The organism is Sanguibacter sp. Z41_6, assembly GCF_059621145.1.
In genome coordinates this window covers 480,920-498,038 of record NZ_JCAQIF010000002.1, presented here as the reverse complement: position 1 = coordinate 498,038, position 17,119 = coordinate 480,920, and the positions used below count along the sequence as shown (strand labels likewise).

Sequence of the window (17,119 nt, the reverse complement as noted above, 5' to 3'; positions counted from 1 at the left end):
CGGAACGTCACCGCGCCTCGACAGAGCACGACCGAGCATCCGGGCGTATCCTCGTCATGGGTCTAGAAAAAGGTCCGTGCAGTGCGCGATTTGCAAGGAGTACCCATGTCGCGCGGTTCCACGAGTACCGACCACGCCACGAGCAACCTCACCGGCCGATTCACCTTCGACGTCGCGACGAACCACTGGCAGTGGTCGGACGAGGTGTTCGAGATCCACGGGTTCGCGCCCGGCGAGATCGTCCCCACCGTCGAAGCGATCACGGTCCACGTGCACCCGGACGACAGGGAACGGGCGCTCACGTCCGTCCGCGCGTCGCTCCTCGGGAATCTCCCGTTCAGCTCCTTCCACCGCGTCGTCGACGGGCAGGGTCGCACCCGCAACGTCGTCGTCGCCGGAGAGGGGCACTGGGAGGACGGTGAGCTCGTCCAGGTCACCGGGTACCTCACCGACCTCACCGAGACGCAGCGTGCCCACCTCGAGCACGAGGTCCGCAACGCGGTGCAGCAGTTCCGCGCCCGCGCTGCGGTCATCGAGCAGGCCAAAGGCATCCTCATGCAGCACTTCGGCATCGACGACGAGAACGCGTTCGCCCTGCTGCGCGAGCAGTCCCAGCAGTCGAACATCAAGGTGCACAGCCTTGCGCAGCAGCTCGTGCAGTGCGCTGGCGACGAGCGGGTCGAGGCGCTCCTCAGCGTCTCGCGCGAGACCATCCGCGCCCGGGCGTCCCGCACCGCAAGCTACGTCTGACCGCAGCGCCGTCCCCCCGTGCAGGCCGCACAGGGGGACGGACGTCATCGGTCCTCGCTCCAGTTCTTCTGCCCGGCGCCGGTGAAGTCCAGCTCACGGTCGAGCACCGACGTCGCGATCGCGTCGAGCGACGCCGAGAGGGCGAAGGCGTGGGCTCGGAGCAGCGCGAGCGCGTCCGGTGCTGAGACACCCAGCTGGGCGATGACCATGCCCGTCGCCTGGTGGATCCTCGCGCGGTCCGCCCATGCCACGCTGCCCGTCGCCCCGAGCGATCCCGGGTCCTGCTGGAGGGCGGCACCGACGGCATCGGCGAGGAACTGCGCCTCCGCGCTCGGTACCGCACGCACGAACCCGGGCCGGCCGTAGACGGTGAGGACCCCGACGGTACGTGCCGCCGGACGCATGGGCAGGGAGTACAGAGCGAACGGTGCCAGCTCACCGCGGGCCAGGTCGTCACGCACCGTCGCGGAGAACGCCGCCCATCGCTCCTCTGCCGCCTGCTCGTAGTCGGCGACGACAGGATGGCCGGAGACGAACGCCTCGAACGCCGGCCCTTCGCCGAGGACCTCCTGGAGGTCCTCGAGGCGCGCCGCCAGCGCGGTCGAGGCACTCAAGGTCACCCGGTCCGGCGTCGCCACGCTCAGGGTGATGGCGCCACCTTCGGCACCGAGGATGCGTACCGCCCCCTGGCACAGCCGGGAGGAAAGAGGCTGCCCGAGCGGGCCCGAGGAGACGACGTCCGCGAGCTGGGCAAGAACTCCCGCTCTGTCGGCCATGTGCGCTGCTCCGTCCCCGGCCGGGCATCCCCGGTCGCCATCGTCCAATCTATGTGGCTGCGCGCATCTGCGCGCTCCAGCCCAGATTCCCGGCACGGATACCCGGCTCAGCCCCGCGGCGATACGATGCCCGGGCCTGCTCGCCCGCCCCATGGTGGGGACCAGCAGGACACGGGGCGACGACCGCCGCCCCGACACACACGCGCAAGGAGAGCTCATGGCGTTCTGGGACCAGCTCAAGTCGAAGACCGCGGAGATGAACGGTCAGCTGCAGACGAAGGCGAAGCAGTTCAAGAACAAGGAGTTCGCCGCCGGAAGCATGGCGATGTGTGCGCTCATCGCCGCAGCCGACGGCAAGATCGACCCCACCGAACGCAGCAAGACCGCCGGGCTCATCATGAGCAACGACGTGCTGTCGGTGTTCCCGCCCGCCGAGCTCCGTGAGAAGTTCGACTACTACTGCGGCAAGCTCGACAGCGACTACGACTTCGGCAAGGTCGAGGCCGTCTCCGCGATCTCGAAGCTCAAGGCCAAGCCGGACCAGGCCCGCGCCGTCTTGCAGATCGGCATCATCATCGGCGGAGCCGACGGCGACTTCGACGAGAACGAGCGCCGTGCCGTCAAGGAGGCGTGCTTCGCCGTGGGGATCGCCCCCGCCGAGTTCGACCTCTGACCGACCCGGCCAGCGAGCCCTAGGGCTCGAGCGCGGACCTCACCCGGACGGTGGCCTGGACATCCTCCAGCGCCACCGTCTTGGTGAGACCGGGATTGATGTTCTGCGCTGCGCCCGCACCGCTCGGCGCCGGGTGCGCAGCCGTGGCGGCCACCGGGTCCGGCGCCTGGGGCAGGGGCACGAGGGTCTCGACCGTGACGAACGACGAACCGAGCTCCGGCTCCGCGAGGTTCGCGTCACCCGTGAGCGCGAGGCGCACGGCAGCCCACGGGAGGTTCACCCCGGTGAGCGACGCCGCGAACATCCCTCCGGAGGGCCTCGTGTTGACCTCGAGGAGAGCGAGCTCGCCGCGCCACCACCGCAGCTGGGTGTTCGTGAGATAGGCGAGCTGGTAGGAGTCCACGACGCGGCGTGCGATCTCGGCGGCGCGCGGCGTGTCGTCGAGGAACGTCCGGCGTCGGCCCGCCTTCGCGCGCGGGAGCGCCGCGAGGGTCTCCCCGAACGGCGTCGAGAGGCAGTCGACGCTGATCTCCGGGGACGCCATGTACGGCATGACCATGAACCGTGGGACGTCCCTGCCCGCGGCCTCGGCTGCGCGCATCGCGGAGACGACCTCGTCGAGCCGGACGCGGTGCGCCGGGGCAGCGAGCAGGTCGTCGAGGTTCAGCGGGCGGTCGTCGAGCACCCGGAAGCCCTCCGCACCGACGCCGCTGATCGGCTTGAGGCACATCGCCTCGTCGGGCTCGAGCTCGGAGCGCAACGACGCGTACGCGGCCTCCAGCTCGTCCGCGCCGAGCGCCGTGCGCCACGGCGGCACGGGGATGTCGAGGGTGCGGGCGGACCGGTACGTCGCGTCCTTGTCGTCGAGCAGGGCGACCGACGCGGCCGGCGACGCGAGCACCCGGGTGCCGGCGGCGGCGAACTCCGCGCTGCGCTGCGCGATGGCAGCCATCTCCTTGCCGGGGAGCAGGACGTCGATGCTGTGCAGCCGGCAGAGCTCCAGGGCCCACTCGACGTACGCCTCTCCGCTGAGGTCCGGCTCCAGGAGCGCGACGTCCGCGGCACGCAGCACCGGTGACGTCGGGTCGGTGTGGGTCGCGAACAGGCGGACCGTGACGTTGTCCGGGTTGGAGCGCAGCATCTGGAGGAACCAGTAGCTCGTCGCATACGTGCGGTTGAGCCAGATGTGCAGGGGCCGGCCGGCCGGCAGCGCGGCGGCGAGGTCGGCCGCGTCCGGGTCAGTGTCGGAGACGAGGGAGAGAGCAGGGAACGACGCGGGGGCGAAGGTGGACAAGGCATCCTGATTCGGGGGCGTGAGGAGCTGGCGCAGGCCGAGCCGTGAGGGCAGGGCCGTGCGCTGGCAGAGGTGGAGGGACGAGCGGTCGCGTGCGGTCGCAACCCTCCCATTTTACGCCCCGGACCGGCACATCCGGGACCCCCTGCGAGGGTGACGTCAACGACCTCGGAGCTGTTCCTCGAACGGGACGAAGGACGCGAACGGATCGGTGAGGTCGGGCCCCTGCTCGTGGGACCGGACGAGCGCCGCGAACTCCTTCCCGGCGCGCTCGATGCGGTCGCCGAGCGCGCTGCCGGTGGCAGCCCCTGCGCCCCAGTCCTCGGACGCTGCGAACACCGCGGTCGGCGTCGTGAGCGCCCGGAGGTAGGAGAACAACGGTCGCATCGCGTGCTCGATCGCGAGGGAGTGGCGCGCGGACCCCGCCGTGGCACCGAGGAGGACCGGTGTCCCCACGAGCGTCTTGCTGTCGAGGACGTCGAAGAACGACTTGAACAGCCCGGAGAACGACGCGCTGAACACGGGGGAGACGGCGATGACGCCGTCCGCCGCGGTCACCGCGTCGATCGCCGTCTGGAGACGCGCTCCGGCGAACCCCGTGAGGAGGTTGTCGGTGATCTCGTGGGCGAGGTCACGCAGCTCCACCACCTCGAGCTGGGCGCTCGTGCTGCCGTCCACGGCGAGGGCGTCGCGCGTGGCGGCGGCGAGCCGGTCGGCGAGCAACCGGGTGGACGACGGCTGGCTCAGGCCGGCTGAGACGACGACGATGCGGCGGCTGGTCATGCGTGCTCCCCGACGGTCTCGGTGGTGGCGCCTGCGGTGCCCGAGGCCTCGTCCCGGCCCGAGCGCGCGGCAGCCACGCGGGCGCCGTGGGTCGGGGCGTCGGGGACGTGCGCCGGACGTCCGACGGCGAACTCCTTGCGGAGTGCCGGGACGACCTCGCCACCGAGGATCTCCAGCTGCTCGAGGACGGTGGCGAGCGGCAGGCCCGCGTGGTCCATGAGGAACAGCTGACGCTGGTAGTCCCCGACGTGCTCGCGCATGGTGGCGTACCGGTCGATGACCTCCTGGGGGCTGCCGACCGTGAGCGGCGTCTGCGCGGTGAAGTCCTCCATCGAGGGCCCGTGTCCGTACACCGGGGCGTTGTCGAAGTACGGACGGAACTCCCGCTTGGCGTCCTGCGACCTCGCACGCATGAACACCTGACCGCCGAGACCCACGATCGCCTGGTCCGCGCGCCCGTGACCGTAGTGCTCGAACCGCTGGCGGTAGAGCTCCACCATCTGCCGGGTGTGGCTGAGGGGCCAGAAGATGTTGTTGTGGAAGAACCCGTCGCCGTAGTAGGCGGCCTGCTCCGCGATCTGCGGGCTGCGGATGGACCCGTGCCACACGAACGGCGGGACCCCGTCGAGCGGGCGCGGCGTCGAGGTGAAGCCCTGCAGGGGAGTGCGGTGCTGGCCCTCCCAGTCGACGACGTCCTCACGCCACAACCGGTGCAGGAGCGCGTAGTTCTCGACGGCCAGCGGGATGCCGTCGCGGATGTCCTTGCCGAACCACGGGTACACCGGGCCGGTGTTGCCGCGGCCCATCATGAGGTCCATGCGCCCGTCGGTGAGGTGCTGGAGCGTCGCGTAGTCCTCGGCGATCTTCACGGGGTCGTTCGTCGTGATGAGCGTCGTCGACGTGGAGAGCAGGATGCGCGACGTCTGGGCGGCGATGAACGCGAGCGTCGTCGTGGGGGAGGAGGGTACGAACGGCGGGTTGTGGTGCTCACCGGTGGCGAAGACGTCGAGGCCGACCTCCTCGGCCTTGAGAGCGATCTGGATCGTCGCCTTGATCCGCTCGCGTTCGGTCGGGGTGCGGCCTGTCGTGGGGTCGGGGGTGACGTCCCCGACGGTGAAGATGCCGAACTGCATGGTCGCGCTCCTTGCCGGTGGGTCGGGCTCCTAGCCTAGTTTAGCCTTCAACTATTTGGGTGGCCGATGTATTCCGGCGCATGCGAACGGGAGACTGGCGGACATCGGTGATTGCTCAGGAGAAAAATAGTGTGCCAAGCACACTCGCAGCCAACTAGGGTCACCCCATGCACGAGACGCAAAAACCAGCAGGGACGAACCGGTATCCCGTGCCCGCCGTACCCCTGGCCGACGCCGAGCGGGCGTGGTGGGACCTGCGCGCCGAGGCGCTCAGCGCGGGCGCACGGTCGGAGGTGGTGCGGCTCGCCGTCGTCGTCGGACTGGCACGCGCCACGGGGGGCCGGTACGGAGACCTCCTGCGCTGCACCGTCGACGATGTCGCGCCGGACCGGGGGAGCGTGCAGCTCGCCCACGGCAAGCACCGCGTCGCGCGCGTCCACGAGCTCGACGACCCTGTCCGGCACGTGCTCCGTCGCTGGGACGACCAGCGGGCGACGCTCTGCGCAGAGCTCGAGGGTTCCGTCCCGCGCGCGCTGCTGCTCACGGTGCACCACACCCACGACAACGGGGTCACCGTCGCGGCCGGACTGCCGATCACCCGTCAGGGCCTCGTGCTCTCCTGGCGCCGCTACGTCCACCGGACGAACGCACGCACAGTCGGCCTCCGCCCCCCGCTGCCCACGCGGTTCGAGCAGCTGCGGCGCGCATGGAGCGAGGCGACGGCAGAGGCAGGCTGACGGTCGGCTCGTCGCGCGCCGACGTCCACAGACTGCGAGGATGGTCCTACCTCGAGGAGGAGGACGCGGGAATGATCTGGGTGCTTCTGTACGTGCTCGTGGTGGCCGGGTTCTTCGTCGTGCTCGACGTCGTCACGAGGCCATCGAGGCTCTTCGATGGCCGACAACGGCGTCGCCACCGGATCGCTCGCGCCGTGCGCAAGCACGAGCCGGTCGAACGGACCACGGACATCATCGACCCGTTCACCGTGCTCGCCGTGCAGTTCCGCCTCGCCGCCATGGCCGACGAGATCCAACGGATCGAGTCCGACCGGGCGTCCATGGGTCGCGCACACCACCTCCGGGCCAGTCAGCAGGCCTACGACAAGCTGCTCCTCCAGGCGTGCGCCCTCGCCGGCCTGGACGCGCCGGCATGCGAACCCGACCTGCGGGTTCCGAGCCAGTGGGTCCTCGACGCGGACGAGCGCATGCGGTCCGAGCTCGAGCTCGGAGCCCGCGGCTGGTCCTGGTGACGCTCCTGGTCCTGGCGACGCTCACTGCTTCGGGCGACGGAGCAGCACCTCGGGGAGCACGAACCACAGGCTGAACAGCGCCACCCCGACCGCTCCGGACACGGCGATCGCGACGCCATGGCCCCACGTGACGTCGAACAGCAGGAAGACGCATCCGGTGAGCTCCAGACCGAGCACGACCATCCCTGTCCGCGCGAGCCGATGACCGACGACGACGACGACAGGTGGGGGAGCCTCAGCCCGGCGGTACAGCGTCCGGTGCACCGCGACGGGGGCGACGATGAGCGCGACGGCGGTCACCGAGAGGATGACGAGCACGAGGAAGGCTGTGCGCTGGTACGGCTCGAGCGTCTCGAAGCGCTCGTGGAAGGGCACCGTGAGCAGGAAGCCGAGGATGATCTGCGCGCCGGTCTGGGTGACCCGCAGCTCCTGGAGGAGCTCGGTCCATCTGCGTTCGATGAGCTGCGGATCGACAGGCTGGTCCGGCGACACTGCCGGTACTCGCTGATCCATCAGGACCCCTCCGATCGTCGATGACAGCCGGTGGCTCCGACGGTCGCCGTGCCCGTGGCACGGCGACCGTCAGCAGCGCTACTTCGCGGAAGGCTTCTCCGCAGCGGCCTGGGCCTTCTTCGCGGCCCCCCGCTCGGTCGTGGCACTCGCGGTGCTCAGCGCGCCGCCCGCGGACTCGAGGTGCGCACGGACGAACCAGTGGAAGAGCTCGAGCTCTCCGAGGTGGCTGATGAGCAGGTCGTTCGTGACGTCGTCGATCTCCTCGACCGCCTCCGCCGCCTCACGGTGGGCGGTGATGACACCCTCGTAGACGGAATCGAGCGCCCCGAGGTGGGCGATGGCCGTGTCGCGGCCGAGGGAGTAGTCGTCCCATGTCCGCGCCGCCACGATCTGGCCCGGCGTGCCCAGCGGGGCACCACCGAGGGTCGCGATGCGCTCAGCGATGGCGTCGACCATCGCACGGACCGCCTCGACCTGCGGGTCGAGCATCTCGTGGACCGCGATGAAGTGCGGCCCGACGACGTTCCAGTGCACGTGCTTGAGCGTCAGAGCCAGGTCGTTGAGGGCGTGGAGGCGCATCTGAAGGACGTCCGCGACCTCAGCACCCTCCTCAGGGGTGAGCGACGGAACCGTGTACTTCGGGATGTGCTTGCGAGCAGCCATGGGCGTGTTCCTCCAAGAGACTCGAGGGTCAGTGACACAACACATCGTGCCCGCGACCGTCCCGTCCCGCAGAAGTTACGCCGTCGGTGAACCCCCGGTGCGCGGTCCCGTCCCTGGTCGCAGCCGCGGCAGCAGGAGCACACCGGCCAGCACGACGAGCGCTGCGCCCCCCGCCACGGCGAAAGCGACGTGCGACCCGACGCCACCACCGTCGCGGACGCTCGCAAGGGCCGCCGACACGAGCACGAGTGCCTGACCGACACCCTGGAACGCACCGAACCGCCGTCCCTCGCGCGCCAGCACCGCGAGCTCGACGCGCGACGTCGCCGTGGTGGCGACCGCGAACCACGAAGCACGCGCACACACGTGCAGGAGGAGCACAAGGACATGGGCGCGCCACGGGTACCCCGACGCCGGCGTGAAGAGGTACGCGGCCGCAGCAAGACCCGCGGCCGTCACGACGAACACGTGGTCCCCCTTGCGCAGGCTCCGCACACCCAGCACGAGGAGCGTGACGCACACGGTCACGAGCAGGCCGGGCAGCATCGCTGCCGTCGTGCCCGCGCAGACCACCGCGCTGATGCCGGTGACGAGAAGGACGACGTCGAACACCCATCCCGGCGCGCTCGGCCCGATGCCCAGCTGCAGCTGCGCGGCGGGCGCGTGGGGGCGGTCGTCCGCCCGCACGAGCTGCGTCGCGCGCTGCACGAGCCCTCGCCACGCCTGCACCGCGGCCTTCATCGCCGTGCTCCGCTACCGACGCGACGACCCGCCCGGACCACGGCACCGAGCACCGCGAGCGGGTCGTCGCCGGCCCAGCGCAGCACCGTGATGCCGGCGGCCCGCAGGGCGTGCAGCCGGTCCTCCCGGGCGACCGCGGTGAGACGCCACGCGTACATGTCCCGTTCCGTGAGCGCCCACGTGTCCTCGACGGGCAGCGTGTCGATCGCGATGACCTGGTGGCCGCCTGCCGACCACTGCAGCGCGGCGTCGTGCGCGTCGTCGTCGAGGAACGTCGAGAAGAGGTAGACGAGGGCGTGCGCGGGGATCCGCGGAGCACGCACCCGCGCCCGGGGCGCGCCGAACGGACGCGCCAACGCGATGGCGTGGAGCGTCCGGTCGAGGTGACGCTTGCCGCCCGACGACGGCAACGGGCTGTGCGGCCGGCCCAGGTCCTCGAACCCCACACGGTCGCCCGCCTCGACGACGGCACGAGCGATCGCACCCGACGCCTCGCGCGCGAGGTCGAGCGACGTCTGCTGGTCGGGGCGGGCCTGACGCAGGGCGCCCCACGTGGCGATCTCCGGGCCGACGTCGTCCCGCGAGTCGAGCACGAGGACGACCGACGCCTCGGCCGACGCGTACGTGCGCCGGACGTACAGGTGCTCCACCTCGGGTGAGCGCCGCGCCGTGACGCGCCAGTCGACGCGGCGCACGCTGTCCCCGCTCGTGAACCTGGCCACGTCGCGCATCTCGCTGCCGTCACCCAGCCGGCGCGACGTGTGCGGGCCCGTGAGCCCTCGCAGCTGGCGGGAGACCGGGACCTCGGCGATGCGACGCACCGCCGGGAGGACGAGCACGTGCTCGGGCTCGGCGTGGCGCGGCCCGCGGAACCACCCACCCTCGTCCGTCACGGCGATGACGTCGACCGTGAAGAGCTCGCGCACGCCCGTGCGGACCGACGGGGTCTCGAGCACGACCTCGCGGGTCCCGTCGATGGCGATGATCGCCTCCCGGCGAGCCGTGCCCGGGCTGGTCACGAGCACCCGCGCTGCGGGTGCGCCGGCAGGAGCCGTCACCGTGAGCGTCGCCTCGAGCCCGTCCGAGCGGACCGTCGTGCCCACGGCGCGGGTCGTGGCCACGATGTCGTCGTCCTCGGCCGGTGCCCGCCACCCACCCCAGACGGCGCTGAGCAGCAGGGGAGCGGCGACACCGACGAGCTCGGCACGGCCCGTGACGAGGCCGAGGACCGCGACGAGGAGACCCGCGACCGCCGACGCGCCGACGACGCGGTCGCGGTACCACGGGCTCACCGCGACTGGACGGGGACCGGTCACCGGCTCGGGACGGTGGACGGTCCGGCGACGTGGTCGAGCAGCCCGGTGACCAGCCGTTCGGTGCTCACCCCACCAGCCCACGAGCCCGGGCTCAGGGTGAGGCGGTGCGCGAGGACGGGGACGGCCACGGCCTTCACGTCGTCCGGGAGCACGTGGTCGCGGCCCGAGATCACCGCGAGGGCCCGTGCGACGAGCATGAGGTTCTGCGACCCACGCGGGGACGCCCCGACCTCGAGCTCCGCGAGATCCCGCGTCGCGGCAGCGATGTCCACGCAGTACCGCACGATGTCCGGGTCCACCGCGACGTCCTCGATCCCCGACTGCATCGCCAGCACGGTCGCGGGGTCGACGACGCGTGCGACGGCCGAGAACTCACGTCGGCGGTCGAGGCGGCGGGCCAGGACGTCGGTCTCGGCGTCACGGTCCGGGTACCCCACGGCGAGGCGGACCATGAAGCGGTCCAGCTGGGCCTCGGGCAACGGGTACGTGCCCTCGTACTCCACGGGGTTGGACGTGGCCACGACGTGGAACGGCAGCGCCAGCGGGTACGTCGTCCCGTCGATCGTCACCTGCCGCTCGGCCATCGCCTCGAGCAGCGCCGACTGGGTCTTGGGCGCTGTGCGGTTGATCTCGTCGGCGAGGAACAGCCCTGTGAAGACGGGTCCCGGCCGGAACTCGAACTCGCGCCGCGCCGGGTCGTACACCGAGGAACCCGTGATGTCCGCGGGGAGCAGGTCCGGCGTGCACTGCAGGCGTGCGAAGTCGAGGCCGAGAGCCGTGGCGAGGCTGCGGGCGGCGAGCGTCTTGCCCAGGCCCGGCACGTCCTCGAACAGCACGTGCCCCCCGGCGAGGATCGCCGCGAGAGCCACCGTGAGGGGTTCGCGCATCCCCACGACGACGGTCCCGACCTCGTCGAGCACCCGGGTGGCCAGGTGCGCGATCTCGGGGACCGCGAGGGCGTCGCTGGTCGCTGCGGGGTCGTGGGTGGCGGGTGCGTCGGTGACGGGTGCGTCGGTCATGTGCGGGTCCTTGTCGGTGGCGGGGCCGGGGCGATGCGTTCGAGGGCGTCGATGCACGTGCGGAGCTGTCGGACGTTCGGGGGCGCGCCGTGCAGCGTGTCGTAGACGTCGGCGCCGAGGAGCGCGCGGGCACGGTCGGCGTCGAGCGGGTCGTCGAGGTCGACGCTGTGGTGCTGCAGCCGTCCCGCGGCGATCGACCGCAGGGTGCGCAGGCCCTGGGACGTGACGTTGCCGTCGCGGCCGAAGAACGACCAGGACAGGGTCGCGACCTCGTCACGGGCACCCGCGCGGCGGACGCTGCGGTCCACCGGGAACCGCGCCCGGGTGCCGTGCTGCACGTAGAACGCAGCGATGGTGAACGCGGCGACACCGAGGACGAGCATGAGGGCGTGCCCGACGTCGTACCCGGCTTCCCGCTGGCCGATGACCACGAGGGCCGCCGCGACGGCGACCACGACGACGACCTTGATCATGTGCCCTCCTCAGCGCCGTGCGGGGGGACGGCGGGCTCCGGCGAGCCACCGAAGTCGGCTGTGAGCTGGACGAGCGCCCGCTCCGCGCGGTCGACGTGCGCGGGCGTGGCCGGCGTGCGGGTGAACCGGGCGAGGTGGTAGAGCGCGAGGAGCTCCTGGACCGCGGGCGGCGACGCAGGTGTGGTGTCGAGCACCGAGACCGTGAACTCGGTGGGCGTCTGCGACGGGATGCGCTTGGCGCCGCTGGCCTCCGCCGCTTCCTCGAGAGCGAGCCAGGCGGCGATGATCGCGTCCGTCGACGTCTCGGCGCCGCGGAGCCGGGCGGTGGCCTCCGTGACTCCCTCCTGGAGCACCGGCACCGAGACGAGGCCGGTCGGGGCGGCGACGACGCTTCCCGCGGAGCGCTCGGTTGCCTGCGAGCGCGAGGTCTGGGCCATCTCTCGGCGGACCCACGAGATGATCCGGGTGATGAGGAACGCCGCGAGGAGGAGCCCGAGCACGCCGGCGACGAGGAGCACGACGGTGCCCAGCGTCCTGGAGTCTCCCGTGGTCGCGTCGAGCTGCGTGAGCCCCTCCGGGCGCGCGGGCGGCGGCTCTGCGGGAACGGTCTCGATCGGCGCCGGCTCCGCGAGGGTGATGTCCCAGGGCCCGGCGAGGGTCGAGCCGACGGCCACGACGACGAGCAGCACCGCGGTGACGAGGACGAGGAGGAGACGGAACCCGTCCTGCGGCGCCCGCGCCGGATCGGCCGTGCTGCCGGGGCCCCGGGTGGTCTGTGGTGCGGTGACGCCCGCGCCGCTCATGCGTGCCCGCCGAGCAGTGCGACGGCGTGCATCCCTGCGACACCGGCGGCGAGGAACGCGGCGGGGTCGGCGGCGAGGGACCGCCCCATGGTCGAGAGTCCGACGGGGGTGTCCGCGAGCGCCTGCTGGAGGGCGTCGGTGGCGCCGACGGTGACGAGACGGTGGGCGGCGTCGGTGCGGGCGAGCGGGGCCACCTGGTCGGCGACGAGGGCGTCGAGGGCCGCGGCGTCCTGGTCGGTCGTGGTGAACGCGGCCGGTGCGCCAGCGAGGACGGGGACGACGACGTCTGCGGGGCGCAGGGCGACCCGTCCGTAGGCGGTGAGGGAGTGGTGGGAGACGCCGAGGTGGCGGGCGCGGGCGTCGGCGCCCGAGATGCGCAGGGACGCCACGGGGCGTCCGCCGAGCACGCTCACCGCGTTGACCGCCTCGCCGGCGGCGACGCCGGAGAATCCCCAGCGGGTGCCGGTGCCGAGGTTGCCCGGGCCCTGGGTCACGACGACGAGGTCGGCCTCGTCGACGAGGTGCGCGGCGAGGAGGCCCGTGTGCAACGAGACGGCTTCGAGGTCGCCGCCGAACGCCTGGCCGACGGTGATGCAGGTGCTCAGCCAGCCCGCGTCGCGCAGCCCGGCGACGGTGCGCGAGAACCAGGCGGGCAGGGCGCCGCCGTCGGTCATGACGTACGCGACGCGGGGGAGCGGCCGGTCGGCCTCGCGGGCCGCGAGCCGCGCACCGGCGACGATCGCGGGGAGCGCGGAGTGGAGGTCGGCGACGACGACGGGCATCCCGCCGAGGTCGTCGGCGTCCTGGAGCAGACCGTGGTGGGGGGACTCCTGCTCGTCGACGCCGAGCACCATCGTCTGCAGCGGCGTGTAGCGAGCCTTGACGAGGTGGCCGGGCTGCGGCGCGCCGTCGCCCGGCGGGGAGGGGACCGTCTGGTCGTCGAGGACCGTCTCGTCGTCGGGGAGCACCGCGCCGCCCGCGGGCTCCGCGGGAAGGACAGCGATGACGAGGGCGTACCCGCCGGTGCCGAGGCCGCGGTCGAGCGCCGTGGTGTTGAGCACGACGGTGTCCCCGAGCTGCGTGGGGCCGACGAGCCCTGGGTAGGCGAGCGCCCGCACGGGGCCCTGGGGAGCGACGTCGACCATGAGCTCCTGGGCACCGTCCCAGTGGCGCCCGAGCGCCACGACCCGACCGTTCCGCCACGTGATCACGCGGTAACGCTACTCGACGCTAGCGTTAGCAGTGATGCCTGCCCAGACGCCCCCCGCCGCCCGCCTCCTCAATCTCGTCATCGCGCTCATGAACACGCCGGTGCGGATGACGAAGGACGAGATCCGCACGTCCGTCGCCGGATACGACGAGGCGTCCTCCACGGAGGCGTTCGAACGCATGTTCGAACGCGACAAGGATGCGTTGCGGGAGCTCGGCGTGCCCATCCTCATCGTCGAGACGGGGTCCCACGCGACCGAGACCGGCTACCGCATCGACAAGGACGCCTACGCTCTCGCCGAGATCGACCTCACGCCCGCCGAGCTGGGCGTGCTGTCCCTCGCCGCGCAGTTCTGGCAGGACAGCGCCCTGCAGGTGGACACCTCGCGCGCGCTGACGAAGCTGCGGTCCGTGGCCGGCGCGGAGGAGGGCACCGACGCCGTCGCCGGGCTCGCACCGCGGGTCCGCCCGCTCGGCTCCGCCTACGAGCCGATCCTCGACGCCGTGGCCGCACGCCGGGTCGTGACCTTCACCTACCGGGCCGCGAGCACCGGCGAGGTCCGCACGCGAACGGTGGAGCCGTGGAAGGTCGCGGTGCGCGACGGCGGCTGGTACCTCGTCGGGTTCGACCGCGACCGCGGGGCGCCGCGGTCCTTCCGGCTCAACCGGGTCGAGGGGGCGGTGCGTGTCCGCGGCGTCCCCGGGGCCTACACGATCCCCGACGACGTCGACGTCGACGCCCTCATCGGGCGCGGCACGCCGGAGACGCTCGAGCACGCGCTGCTCGCCCTGCGTCCCGAGCGCGCGAGCGCCCTGCGCGCGCAGGCGACGGCGGTCACCGGGGGTCCGCGCGTCCCGGGCCGGGACATGGTGCGGCTGGCCTACGGGTCGCTGCGGGCCGCTGCACAGGACATCGCCGGGTACGGCGACGCCGTGCTCGTGGTGAGCCCCCCGGCACTGCGCGACGCGGTCGTCGAGCAGCTGCGGACCGCCGCGTCGTTCCCCGGACCCTCGGCCCGGACCAGCCCGCGCGGCACCCCCCGCACATCAGGGACCACCAGCGAAGGGAACCGTCGTGGCTGAGCGCGCGACCGAGCGGTTCGTCCGGCTCATCGGCCTCGTGAGCTACCTGGAGACGAGCGGGCCCGTGCCCGTCGAGGACCTCGCGCGACGCTTCGGTGTCACCCCGAAGCAGATCCTCGCCGACGTGGACACGCTGTGGATCTCCGGGACACCGGGCTACTGGCCCGAGGACCTCATCGACTTCGACGCCGACTCCTACGAGCGCGGCATCGTGCACCTCACCGAGTCCCGGGGCATGACACGGCCGTTGCGCCTCGGCACGCGTGAGGCGATCGCGCTCATCGCCGCGCTGCGCGCGATGCGCGAGGTCGTCGCGGTGTCCGGTGACGACGAGCAGGCGGCGGTCGTCGACGCTGCCCTCGCGAAGCTCACCGCGGCCTCGGGGGAGGCCGCGGCGGCGCTCGACGTGCGGCTCGCCGTCGACGGGGACCCGCAGGTGCTCTCGGCCATCCGCACCGCCGTCCAGACCGGGCGCCGTCTGCAGATCGAGTACGTCAACAACTCCGACGTCACCTCCACCCGCGTCGTCGAACCCATCCGGCTCCTGCCGTCCGACGACTTCACCTACCTGCACGCGTGGTGCCTGAGCGCCCAGGGGGACCGGACGTTCCGCACCGACCGCATCCTGCGCGCCGAGGTGCTGCCTGACCCCGTCTCCGACCGGGGGCGCGATGCCGCCGCCGGCGGTGACCACCCGGCGCCCGCCGCGTACCGGCCCGAGGGGGACACCCTGGCCGAGCTCGTGCTCTCCAGCCGTGCCCGGTGGATCGCCGAGCAGGTGCCCGTCGAGTCCGTGGAGAACCTCCCCGACTCGGACTTCCTCCTCACGCTCCGCGTCGGCAACCCCATGTGGCTGCGGCACCTGCTGCTCCGCAACGCCCACGACGTGCGGGTCGTCGGACCGGCCGAGGTGCACGACGACGTCGTGGCGGCGGCGTCCGAGGCGCTGGCCGAGTACGCGGCCCTCGCCGAGCTCGAGGCGAGCGGCGCGCTCGACTGACGCGCCCGTGCCCCTAGGCTGCTCCCATGTGGTTCTGGATCTGGTGCGCCCTCGTGCTCGGCACGGCAGCCCTCGCGTTCCTCGGCGCCCGGGACCTCTGGCGACGCACGAAGAGCGTCTTCGGAGCCGTCGGGGACCTCACAGCCACCCTGGGCGACGTCGCGGTCCGCGCCGAGAAGCTCGCGGCGCGGGGCCCCGCGACCACGCCCCGGCCCGTCGACGTCTTCGCGACGCCGGACGAGCGCGCCGCCCTGCGCGAGTCCCGACGCCGGGCCCGCACCGCCCGGACCCTGCGCCGCCGCGAACGTCACGCTGCGAGGTACGAGCGCTGGCGCACCATCGACCTCTGAGGCGCCTAGGATGGACAGACATCCCACGGACTCCGGAGGTCAACCATGGGCATGCTCAAGCCGGTTCACGTGCTCCTCTTCCTGCTCATCGTTCTCCTGCTGTTCGGTGCGAAGCGGCTGCCTGACCTCGCGCGCAGCGTGGGTCAGTCCTTGAAGATCCTCAAGACCGAGGTCAAGGACCTCGCCGACGACGACGTCCCGGTCACCCCGGCCAGCACCGTGCCCGGTGCGGTCCCGGTGTTCAAGGCCCCCGGTGCGTCCGCCACCTCGCCCGAGCCCGTCCACCTGCCCCCCACCGAGACGAAGCCCCCGGGTTTCGACGCCGACAGCGGGGTGCCAGCGGCCGGTACGGACACCATCAGCGGGTCTGAGGACGCCACACCCCCGAAGCTCTGACCGGCGTGGCAGGCACGGACAAGGTTCTCGCGCGCAGCCTGCGCCGGGCCGAGGAACGCGCCGAGCGCCTCGCCGCCCGCCGCCGGATGCCCCTGCGCGGCCACCTGCAGGAGCTCCGCCGTCGGCTGTTCCTCGCAGCCGCCGGGATCCTCCTCGGCGCCGTCGGCGGCTGGTTCCTCTACGACCCGGTCATCGCACTGCTCCAGGAGCCTGTCCTCGAGGCAGGCCGCGCACGCGACCAGCTCGTCAACCTCAACTTCAGCGGGCCGGCCACCGCGCTGGACATGAAGGTCAAGGTCGCCTTCTTCATCGGCGTCCTCGGCACGAGCCCCTGGTGGCTCTACCAGCTCTGGGCGTTCATCACCCCCGGGCTCACCGGCCGCGAGAAGCGGTACACCGTCGGGTTCGTGGGCGCTGCCGTCCCGCTGTTCCTCGCCGGCGCGGGACTCGCCTGGATCGTGCTGCCCTACGCCGTCCGCATCCTCACCGAGTTCCTCCCCGAGAACGCCACGAACCTCCAGGACGCACAGGTCTACCTCGGGTTCGTCATGCGACTGCTCCTCGCGTTCGGGCTCGCGTTCGTCATGCCCGTCCTCATCGTCGCCCTGAACTTCCTCGGCCTCGTCAGCGCGGCCACCTGGGCGAAGGGCTGGCGCTGGGCCGTCGTCATCGCCTTCGGGTTCGCCGCCGTGATGACCCCCACCCCGGACGCCCTGACGATGATCTTCGTCGCCCTGCCCATCTGCCTGCTCTACTTCGTCGCGCTCGGCGTGTGCGTCCTGCACGACCGCCGGGTCGCCCGGGACGCCGCCGAGCTCGAAGCCAGCCTGCGCTGAGCAGGCGGGGCGCACGCCGCGCCCCGCGTGAGCCCGGGTCCGGGTCCGGTGTGTGCCCT

21 protein-coding genes are annotated in these 17,119 nt (G+C 72.2%); 9 read left to right on the top strand and 12 right to left on the bottom strand.

The window, feature by feature from the left end; translation table 11 throughout:
• Nucleotides 1-105 precede the first annotated feature (105 nt).
• A complete protein-coding gene (locus AC54T1_RS07270) occupies nucleotides 106-750 on the top strand; it encodes an ANTAR domain-containing protein (RefSeq protein WP_484344463.1) in 645 nt (214 codons plus the stop codon).
• Between the two features lie 44 nt (nucleotides 751-794).
• Here the strand turns inward: AC54T1_RS07270 and AC54T1_RS07265 are convergent, their stop codons facing one another.
• A complete protein-coding gene (locus AC54T1_RS07265) occupies nucleotides 795-1,526 on the bottom strand; it encodes an ANTAR domain-containing protein (protein ID WP_484344464.1) in 732 nt (243 codons plus the stop codon).
• A 217-nt stretch (nucleotides 1,527-1,743) separates the two neighbouring features.
• On the opposite strand from AC54T1_RS07265, the gene AC54T1_RS07260 reads away from it, so the two are divergent.
• Nucleotides 1,744-2,199, top strand: coding sequence for a tellurite resistance TerB family protein (locus AC54T1_RS07260; RefSeq protein ID WP_484344465.1), 456 nt, complete (start codon nucleotides 1,744-1,746; stop codon nucleotides 2,197-2,199).
• Nucleotides 2,200-2,218: 19 nt separating this feature from the next.
• Here the strand turns inward: AC54T1_RS07260 and AC54T1_RS07255 are convergent, their stop codons facing one another.
• The 3 genes from AC54T1_RS07255 to AC54T1_RS07245 form a co-directional block, all read right to left on the bottom strand.
• Nucleotides 2,219-3,493 carry an ATP-grasp domain-containing protein gene (locus AC54T1_RS07255; protein ID WP_496911520.1) on the bottom strand — a complete coding sequence of 425 codons (1,275 nt, stop codon included), beginning with the start codon at nucleotides 3,491-3,493 and terminating at the stop codon, nucleotides 2,219-2,221.
• A 159-nt stretch (nucleotides 3,494-3,652) separates the two neighbouring features.
• Nucleotides 3,653-4,276: an FMN reductase gene (locus tag AC54T1_RS07250; RefSeq protein WP_496911519.1), complete on the bottom strand. Its 624-nt coding sequence runs from the start codon at nucleotides 4,274-4,276 to the stop codon at nucleotides 3,653-3,655.
• Nucleotides 4,273-5,409, bottom strand: a complete 1,137-nt coding sequence (locus AC54T1_RS07245; RefSeq protein WP_496911518.1) for an LLM class flavin-dependent oxidoreductase — start codon at nucleotides 5,407-5,409, stop codon at nucleotides 4,273-4,275. The genes AC54T1_RS07250 and AC54T1_RS07245 overlap by 4 nt, the downstream gene beginning before the upstream one ends.
• Nucleotides 5,410-5,576: 167 nt before the next feature.
• Between AC54T1_RS07245 and AC54T1_RS07240 the strand changes: the two genes are divergently transcribed.
• Both AC54T1_RS07240 and AC54T1_RS07235 read left to right on the top strand, forming a co-directional pair.
• Complete coding sequence (locus AC54T1_RS07240) at nucleotides 5,577-6,146, top strand: tyrosine-type recombinase/integrase (RefSeq protein WP_496911517.1); 570 nt, start codon at nucleotides 5,577-5,579, stop codon at nucleotides 6,144-6,146.
• 71 nt (nucleotides 6,147-6,217) lie between these two features.
• The gene (locus AC54T1_RS07235) at nucleotides 6,218-6,658 is read left to right on the top strand and encodes a hypothetical protein (RefSeq protein WP_496911516.1); all 441 of its coding nucleotides are present in this window, start codon (nucleotides 6,218-6,220) and stop codon (nucleotides 6,656-6,658) included.
• A gap of 21 nt (nucleotides 6,659-6,679) precedes the next feature.
• Here AC54T1_RS07235 and AC54T1_RS07230 read toward each other — a convergent pair whose 3' ends face one another.
• The 8 genes from AC54T1_RS07230 to AC54T1_RS07195 all read right to left on the bottom strand — a co-directional run bounded on the left by AC54T1_RS07230 (nucleotide 6,680) and on the right by AC54T1_RS07195 (nucleotide 13,397).
• Nucleotides 6,680-7,171, bottom strand: coding sequence for a DUF6328 family protein (locus AC54T1_RS07230; protein WP_484344471.1), 492 nt, complete (start codon nucleotides 7,169-7,171; stop codon nucleotides 6,680-6,682).
• 78 nt (nucleotides 7,172-7,249) lie between these two features.
• Complete coding sequence (locus tag AC54T1_RS07225) at nucleotides 7,250-7,834, bottom strand: Dps family protein (protein ID WP_484344472.1); 585 nt, start codon at nucleotides 7,832-7,834, stop codon at nucleotides 7,250-7,252.
• A 75-nt stretch (nucleotides 7,835-7,909) separates the two neighbouring features.
• Complete coding sequence (locus AC54T1_RS07220) at nucleotides 7,910-8,575, bottom strand: hypothetical protein (protein WP_484344473.1); 666 nt, start codon at nucleotides 8,573-8,575, stop codon at nucleotides 7,910-7,912.
• A complete protein-coding gene (locus AC54T1_RS07215; protein ID WP_496911515.1) occupies nucleotides 8,572-9,891 on the bottom strand; it encodes a DUF58 domain-containing protein in 1,320 nt (439 codons plus the stop codon). Before AC54T1_RS07215 ends, AC54T1_RS07220 begins: the two co-directional genes overlap by 4 nt.
• Nucleotides 9,888-10,910, bottom strand: coding sequence for an AAA family ATPase (locus AC54T1_RS07210; RefSeq protein WP_484344475.1), 1,023 nt, complete (start codon nucleotides 10,908-10,910; stop codon nucleotides 9,888-9,890). The genes AC54T1_RS07215 and AC54T1_RS07210 overlap by 4 nt, the downstream gene beginning before the upstream one ends.
• Complete coding sequence (locus AC54T1_RS07205; protein WP_484344476.1) at nucleotides 10,907-11,383, bottom strand: hypothetical protein; 477 nt, start codon at nucleotides 11,381-11,383, stop codon at nucleotides 10,907-10,909. Before AC54T1_RS07205 ends, AC54T1_RS07210 begins: the two co-directional genes overlap by 4 nt.
• The gene (locus AC54T1_RS07200) at nucleotides 11,380-12,186 is read right to left on the bottom strand and encodes a DUF4129 domain-containing protein (protein WP_484344477.1); all 807 of its coding nucleotides are present in this window, start codon (nucleotides 12,184-12,186) and stop codon (nucleotides 11,380-11,382) included. The genes AC54T1_RS07205 and AC54T1_RS07200 overlap by 4 nt, the downstream gene beginning before the upstream one ends.
• A complete protein-coding gene (locus AC54T1_RS07195) occupies nucleotides 12,183-13,397 on the bottom strand; it encodes a DUF3866 family protein (protein WP_496911514.1) in 1,215 nt (404 codons plus the stop codon). The genes AC54T1_RS07200 and AC54T1_RS07195 overlap by 4 nt, the downstream gene beginning before the upstream one ends.
• Nucleotides 13,398-13,431: 34 nt before the next feature.
• Here AC54T1_RS07195 and AC54T1_RS07190 point away from each other — a divergent pair, with 34 nt between their 5' ends.
• The 5 genes from AC54T1_RS07190 to tatC are packed head-to-tail and all read left to right on the top strand — an operon-like array spanning nucleotide 13,432 to nucleotide 17,060.
• Entirely contained in the window at nucleotides 13,432-14,478 is a 1,047-nt protein-coding gene (locus tag AC54T1_RS07190) for a helix-turn-helix transcriptional regulator (protein WP_496911513.1), read from the top strand.
• On the top strand, nucleotides 14,471-15,478 hold the full coding sequence (locus AC54T1_RS07185) for a helix-turn-helix transcriptional regulator (RefSeq protein ID WP_484344480.1): 1,008 nt from the start codon (nucleotides 14,471-14,473) through the stop codon (nucleotides 15,476-15,478). Before AC54T1_RS07190 ends, AC54T1_RS07185 begins: the two co-directional genes overlap by 8 nt.
• Before the next feature lie 26 nt (nucleotides 15,479-15,504).
• A complete protein-coding gene (locus AC54T1_RS07180; RefSeq protein WP_496911512.1) occupies nucleotides 15,505-15,828 on the top strand; it encodes a hypothetical protein in 324 nt (107 codons plus the stop codon).
• 51 nt (nucleotides 15,829-15,879) lie between these two features.
• On the top strand, nucleotides 15,880-16,224 hold the full coding sequence (locus AC54T1_RS07175) for a twin-arginine translocase TatA/TatE family subunit (protein ID WP_484344482.1): 345 nt from the start codon (nucleotides 15,880-15,882) through the stop codon (nucleotides 16,222-16,224).
• Between the two features lie 5 nt (nucleotides 16,225-16,229).
• On the top strand, nucleotides 16,230-17,060 hold the full coding sequence (gene tatC / locus AC54T1_RS07170) for a twin-arginine translocase subunit TatC (RefSeq protein WP_484344483.1): 831 nt from the start codon (nucleotides 16,230-16,232) through the stop codon (nucleotides 17,058-17,060).
• Nucleotides 17,061-17,119 lie beyond the last annotated feature (59 nt).